We start from the raw sequence: 6,540 nt of genomic DNA, 5'->3' as shown, positions 1-6,540 counted from the left end.
GTGCAGACTCGCGCCCCCCAGTCTAAAAGTAGCATAACTGTCGAGCTTGGCAAACTTTCAAATCGCAGTCTTAATAAGAGCCGCCCGCAGCCTAGTTCCATGTATTCTCCGCCGTGACTGGCGGCAAATTATCGATAACGATGAACCGTCACAGTTCGTTAACAAACCGTGAATTGGCGAGAATCAGCTGTGTGATTGATGCGCAGTAGGCGCGACACGAAGATATTGTGGTCCATGAGGCGGCGTGACCTTCGCCGCCCCGGGCACCTGAGTCAGCCCAATCAGCTTCGCGATCCTGTAGTCAGTTTCCGAGCGCCTTGAGCCAACCTTCAAAGGAAGAGGCCTCCTTGTCTCCGGCATGCGAAACAGAGTGTGCGGGGCGCGGCAATACCACAGTACTGCGGCCTTCGCGGGGGCTGTAACCGAATTCCTTGCTGAATGCTCGGCTGAAATTAGCCGCTGAACTAAACCCAAAGGCCTCAGCAATTTCAACAATGCGCCGCCTGTCCGCTGGATCGCTAAGCGCAACATGGGCTGCCATAAGTCGGCGACTTTGTATGTAATGGAGAACGCCACCGCTCGGTTCGAACACCTGATAGAGACGAGAGCGCGATACGCCGAGCGCCCGGCCCATTGAATCCGGTGTGAGATGAGCTGCATCCAAATTGTTTTGGACGTATCGACGCGCTCGCTCCATTAGGGCGACACTTCTCAATTGTTCGGCGGCCGCAGCCTGTTCGGCCGGAGGCCCGAGGCAGGCAATGATCATGCTGCGTGTTACGTGCACAATGCGGGGTAGATCGTCAGCGGTGAGACTGCGCAGCCTTGCTTCGATGCTGTTGACGTAGTCGACCAAGAGGTTGGCAAAGTTACCGGACAGAATTGAATTGTTCTTTGCATCGAGGGTTGACGCCGCATCAGAGAACAAATCACGCGGCAGATAGAGAACGAGACTTTCCGAGTCAGTTACCCTCCCGCGAAACGGATAGCCAAGTGATCTGATCTCCAACTTGCCCGGCTGGTTTTCCGCAACGCGGCGATCGATCTCCGTCCACGACCGGCCGGTACGAGGCAAGACGATATACCAGTGATCGATCGAACTGGATCGGAGCTTCGCGGCAGAACGCATATAACTATGTGCCGGTGCGCGCTGTTGAACGATCAGCATGCCACCGAGATTCCAAGCCGTGTGGTCGGCGGGAAAGCCATCGTTCAACGATTTGTCATCCGGCAACCTGACCTCGACAAGCGGCGCCATATGCGCTTGCCAAGCGGCGAACTGATCCTCTGGCGCCAGTTCCAGCGTCGAAAAGGGCAGAGGTTCGAACGCCGGCGCGGGCGATGGAGCGTCCTCATTGTGGGGTTGATCTTCGCGTGGCCAACGACGCCGATCACGGTCCCGCGGCTGCCCCGCACGGACCTCGTCTTGCCTCTTAGTGTCCATCGCGTGGTGCCATATCCGAATCGGGTATGCCCATGCCCGTCTCAATCATGTGGTGTACTTCGGGCATCTGGCAAGACTGGTGAACTCGAGTCGAGTGAAACGGCGATCACGCTGGATTACGGCAAGAAATGCATTGCGAGATAAGTTTCTGGATGCGACGCCAACGACACTCTTCAACCTGGTGCGTATAGAATCGGGCATCGTGGAATATCAGTTGAGGAGACCACCAAAATGGCCACTAGGCTCAACAGCGAAGCTCGTCGCAGGATAATTCTGGATGGATACGGTAACAACAAGCCGTTGAAAAACATTGCGGCAAAGGTCGGATGCTCACTGGCGAGTTTGAAAGTCACCGCCAGCAAACTCGGTTGCACTCGAACTCCGAAAGAGGCAGCCGAATTTCGGCGCGGATTTCACGTCCCGGAAAACAAGCGGCAGGATTACTATAGACTTATGATTACCGGACAATATAAAGCCCGTGAGTGTGCGCTTATGCTAGGACTAATAACGGAGCAGTCAGGAACCAAGTAAATTGATTCCTATGCACTGCGGATGACGTTGTCACTTAAACAGCCATCGCTTCAGCGGTTCATCAACAAAAGCCCGCCGCAAGCACGGTAGCGGGCCCTGAAAGGTTCGCACAGATGCTGCGTCGGCATTTCAATCGCACCTGCCTCAGCCCTCATGACCTGGCTATTTGCGAACGCGTGTTCGATCAGGTCTGCGCGGATGAGCATCTCGACCCTTTGGACCAGGCGGCCGAAATCTTGACAGTAATGGTTGTGGCCATTTTTCGAAATGCTCACACCAGCGAGCGCGAACTGCTTGAGGCGGTCAAGTCTCGTCGGCAAAAGGCTGCGGGAAGGCGCGTCGCATGAATCCGTTCAGTCGCGACGCGCTGTTGCCAAGGCACCGGACTTGAAATTCGCTACCAGCCATCCCTAGCCATCCCGCCGCGTACCCGCAAAGCCTTATCCCTCAACGGTTTCGAAGCTTGCTTGCGCTGTTCGTGACGCCTCGCCCCGTTCGATACCGTAGCGTTGCGTTGCAAAAAGCGTAGCAACTCGTTCCTCGGTTGTTCTGGCTCGCGCTCTCACTCATTTCCTGCGACAAGGTCTATCTAAATAGGCGTGAATTACAAGGGCAGTTGCGTGAGCGAGCAGAACAGAATCGGTTCAAGGCAGAAAGCGTTCTGCGCATCGTGCAAAGGCGAGCGGAATTGTGAAATCAAAGGTCACCACCGCGTAACTGGCAGCGAAGGGAACTACGATGGTGGAAGGATTGGTATCTGCTCGTCTGCTGCGGCTGTGATCATGTCTTTGCCCAGTCGGAGTTCACCGATTCCGAGTCGCACTATCCTGTTGGATATGACAGCGCTGGAAACGTCGAGTATGAGCACGACATTCTAGTTACACGACATTCTAGTTAAGAGCTGGCCGGCTAAATTTAAGCGCGACCGCCTGGTTAGACAGGCTGAATAGCTACATTGAGCATGACAAATCAGCCGATCTAGAAGCTTGCCTGTTTCAGATTTATAAAGCTCTTGACCACGATCTGAATATCCTCGCAGCAATCGGGATCCGCTCTGCCTTCGATGTGGCATCGGAAGTTCTTGGCGTCGATCCAGAGCAGGCATTTGAAGCCAAGCTCAAAACTATGGAGGACTCGGGCCTGATACCCCGTCACAACGCGACAATTTCGAGGTGCTGATAAATGCCGGCAATGCTTCCGCCCATCGTGGCTGGAACCCTTCGTTCAAGGATCTCGATCCTCTCATTGGCAGCTTGGAACACTTCATCACCGACAAATTTGTTACGCCTCAATTGCGGAAGAAGTCTGCTGACGGCGTAGCGGAGGTCCGATCTAAAGTGCCTCAGCGCTTGAAAAAGAAGAAGGACGCAGCGTTGTCGGCGCCCCAGGGCGGGCAAAAATGACCGGGCGAGCGCCTGGGAATTGTGCAAGGGTTTCACATGAGGCGAAACCGAGAAGACTCCGCAAGGAAGGTGCGTCAACACTTTACGCCACGATTGCTGGCTGCCCGTCGTCACGGCGCATATACGACGTTCGGTTAGCCGCCGATCGCGTTCCTATCCACGACAATCGCGTGGTGATACATTCGCTCGATTTGGCGAATGTTTTTGTCGTCAAACTCACCGGGAAACCGGGGAGGTGATCATGAGAATTATTACCACTCTAGCATGTGTCGCGTTGCTTGCAGGTTGCGCAACGGCGGGCCCCCCAGGGCCCCAAGGGCCTGTCGGTCCACAAGGTCTTCCCGGCAAGCAGGGACCTAGAGGTGCAATGGGGGCTGAGGGTCCGGCGGGGAAGGACGGCGTCGGCGGTTGGGAAATCACCCAGTATGCAAGCGCGAGTGATACAAGCCCAGACAAATCCGCACAGGCTTGGTGTCCCAAGCCAAAAGTCGTCATAGGTGGCGGTGCCAGCGCGTCAAATTCAAATGCTCTAATTTCTAGGAGCTTGCCGGTTACTTCCCCAGCTCCAGGGTGGGTAGCACAAGCGCATGTAGCCGCTACGCTCCCAACGGCTTGGACGCTGACAGCATATGCCATTTGCGCGCTTGTCAAATAGGCCGGGCCGGTGAACTTTGCGTTGTCGCGCCTCTGAAGGTGAAAACCTATCGCGAGTTGCCTACCCGTGAGCGCGACAGGCGCGTCCCGGTGCTTAGGATGGGATCAATCTACCTGATCTGGTGGTCGAGCAAGCAACACACCCACGACAATTAGCTGGCTTTCTAGCTAGCAGCGATGTCTACCCCCTGAGGGAGAAGCGCTTTCTAGGGAGGAAGCATGCGAGGCAAGCGTCGCACCGTTATGGTGGCGGGGGTTCTTGGGTCGTTCTTTGGGTTTTTTCTGTTGATGCTAGTCCTGCAGACCGTAGGCAGATTGCTTACTATGCTGCCCCCTGAGGTTGAGCTTTTCGGGAAATTGACATCCGCCGTCCGCGATACGGCTTGGCTGACTCGGTGGTGCTCGTAACGCTCGTTGAGCGGGGCGTGGTGGCCGTGGTGGTCATGGGGATCTCCCATATTTATGGTCAGTTTTGAGATAAAAGAGCTGTACGAAGTTCTGATAATCTTGCCGTTTCGTGGGAGGGCTGTGTGGTGTCGGAAACAGGTGAGCAGGAATACTATCGGCAGCTTGGCGGCATGAAGAAATCTTAAGAAATGCATTCCGAGATAAGTTTCTGGATGCGAAGCTAACGACAATCTTCAATTTGGTTCGTATAGAATCGCGTATTGTGGAAGCGTGGATTGAGGAATCCACTTGCTTCGGGCTGGTGAAACTTTGGGCAGGGGTAGAAAATGACTCTGATCGATAGACACACTGAAGCTGCAGCCGGCAACCGATACATTGTGATGAGGACCAAGTATGACCGTGAGGCGCATACGAAGGGGCCCTCTTATGCCTATTCAGATCGTGCATCAGATCGACTGGGCGCAGGGGTCGGGGAGCCAAGAGCACGCAGCCTGGAATCCATAACCGGCATGCTTGATCGCATCGGCTGCGGCTATCTCGTGCTGAACCGCGAGAGGAAAGTGGTCGAATGGAACGCCGCCGCTCAAACCACGCTGGAGCGCCAGGGCGAAGTGGCCGATACGGCCAGCGGGCTTTCGGTGGCCTTGAGGCGGCTGATCGCGAATGTTCCGGCCCATTTCCTGCCGGGCTCACTATCGTGGGTAGTGATCCGCAGCAGCGGCGACAGGCCGGTGATATTGGATGAGGACGGGTTTATCGCTCCTGACGGAACGAGCATTGTGGCGTTGCTGGACCGCGAGAACAGGTCGGGGCCAAATCCTCAGACACTGCAAAAGATGTTTGGCTTGACGAGCGCGGAAACGCACCTCGCGTTGCGTTTGGCTCAGGGCGATGCGCCTTTGGAAATTGCCCGCAGTTGGCGCCTCAGCCGCACCACGATCCGCTCCCAGCTTGCCTCGCTGTTCGCCAAGACCGAAACGAAACGTCAGGCGGAACTGGTGGCTCTTCTTGGGCGCATTTCAGTCTTGCCATAAGGGCGTCGCTTGGATGCATCAAACAGCCAATCCCGAAACGCTTTTGACTTCATGGGGTTCGCGGTGTCCCCTAATAAGCGACAAGTTCCGCAAACCCCGGATGCCAGTTGGCTCCCCGGAGGGCGGGGAGATAGGGTACAGCCTATCTCCCGTTCGGGGCACCACTTTGGCCCGAAGTTGCAAGTTCTGCAACGAGCGGGTTTTTAGTCTACAGATTTTCGGCTTGATCAAGCTTGAGTTTTGCAGCGGTTGAATTATTCAAGCGCCGGGTGCGGCTTCGGCCGGTTCAAGTGGGTCGGTCACAGATCGCTTGTTCGCTCGACGGCTTTGCTCGGCACCGGCTGTGAGTACGGCACGATCATACCCGATTGTGCCCTTCGCCGCCCCAGCTACGATCAGCCCCTGAACTGTCCAGCCTTTTGTCACCCCCGGAACCGTTCGGTGGCCCAATGGATCTTGCCGTCGATCTTCATTGGCTTGTGGATCATCAGTCGTTTCGGCAGGTGCTCCGGGTGCACCTCTAGGAGCGTGATCTTCACCGTCGGCTTGCAGCGGCTGCAATCGAACTTCAGCTTTGGGGGATCGACGCCGCCGCCATACACCATCATCAGGTCAGCGGAGCGGAAGTAGCGGACATTGCCGCAGCTGCATTCTGCCTTCACAAGCATGTTGTGCCGGGTCGCCTTGCCCAGCGTGTCGATAGGATCGTGCGCCATGAGAACAGAAAAGGAACATTTTCCTTGATCGTCAAGACCGGGTGTGGAATCTTTTCGACCAATCTAAGCCGAGAAAGGACCAGATGAGCGACGAACTGGACCCGCATCCTTGGCCAGGCGGAGTTTGGTGTCCCCCATGTTTATCCACAGGCCCGCACCTAAGTCGATGGCGCATATTCGCCAAAGCGAAAAAACGTGGTTTAAGGCCTCAAGGGGTACTTCTGGGAGGGAGGCCATGCGTCGAAAAGAACGCACCTTTTTTTGGCGGGAGTTTTTGGGTCAGCCTTTAGATTTATCCTGCTGACGCTGATCCTGCAAATGGTCGGTTCCCTTGACTAGGTGCTTGACGG

The 6,540-nt window shown here is 55.7% G+C and carries 5 protein-coding genes; 3 read left to right on the top strand and 2 right to left on the bottom strand.

What is annotated here, in order from left to right; all coding sequences use genetic code 11:
- Nucleotides 1-301: 301 nt before the first annotated feature.
- Nucleotides 302-1,444, bottom strand: a complete 1,143-nt coding sequence (locus NKH70_RS28695; protein WP_353026717.1) for a helix-turn-helix domain-containing protein — start codon at nt 1,442-1,444, stop codon at nt 302-304.
- A 644-nt stretch (nt 1,445-2,088) separates the two neighbouring features.
- On the opposite strand from NKH70_RS28695, the gene NKH70_RS28690 reads away from it, so the two are divergent.
- The 3 genes from NKH70_RS28690 to NKH70_RS28680 all read left to right on the top strand — a co-directional run bounded on the left by NKH70_RS28690 (nt 2,089) and on the right by NKH70_RS28680 (nt 5,474).
- On the top strand, nt 2,089-2,322 hold the full coding sequence (locus NKH70_RS28690) for a hypothetical protein (protein WP_352716655.1): 234 nt from the start codon (nt 2,089-2,091) through the stop codon (nt 2,320-2,322).
- A gap of 825 nt (nt 2,323-3,147) precedes the next feature.
- Nucleotides 3,148-3,378: a hypothetical protein gene (locus NKH70_RS28685; protein WP_352716657.1), complete on the top strand. Its 231-nt coding sequence runs from the start codon at nt 3,148-3,150 to the stop codon at nt 3,376-3,378.
- 1,571 nt (nt 3,379-4,949) lie between these two features.
- On the top strand, nt 4,950-5,474 hold the full coding sequence (locus NKH70_RS28680; protein WP_352716659.1) for a helix-turn-helix transcriptional regulator: 525 nt from the start codon (nt 4,950-4,952) through the stop codon (nt 5,472-5,474).
- A gap of 422 nt (nt 5,475-5,896) precedes the next feature.
- Here NKH70_RS28680 and NKH70_RS28675 read toward each other — a convergent pair whose 3' ends face one another.
- Nucleotides 5,897-6,190, bottom strand: a complete 294-nt coding sequence (locus NKH70_RS28675; RefSeq protein WP_352716661.1) for a hypothetical protein — start codon at nt 6,188-6,190, stop codon at nt 5,897-5,899.
- Nucleotides 6,191-6,540: the final 350 nt, after the last annotated feature.

Source organism: Mesorhizobium sp. M0991, from assembly GCF_040318915.1.
In the GTDB taxonomy this organism is placed as follows: domain Bacteria; phylum Pseudomonadota; class Alphaproteobacteria; order Rhizobiales; family Rhizobiaceae; genus Mesorhizobium.
The sequence above is the reverse complement of the archived record's forward strand: the minus strand, read 5'-3'. Positions and strand labels throughout refer to the sequence as shown.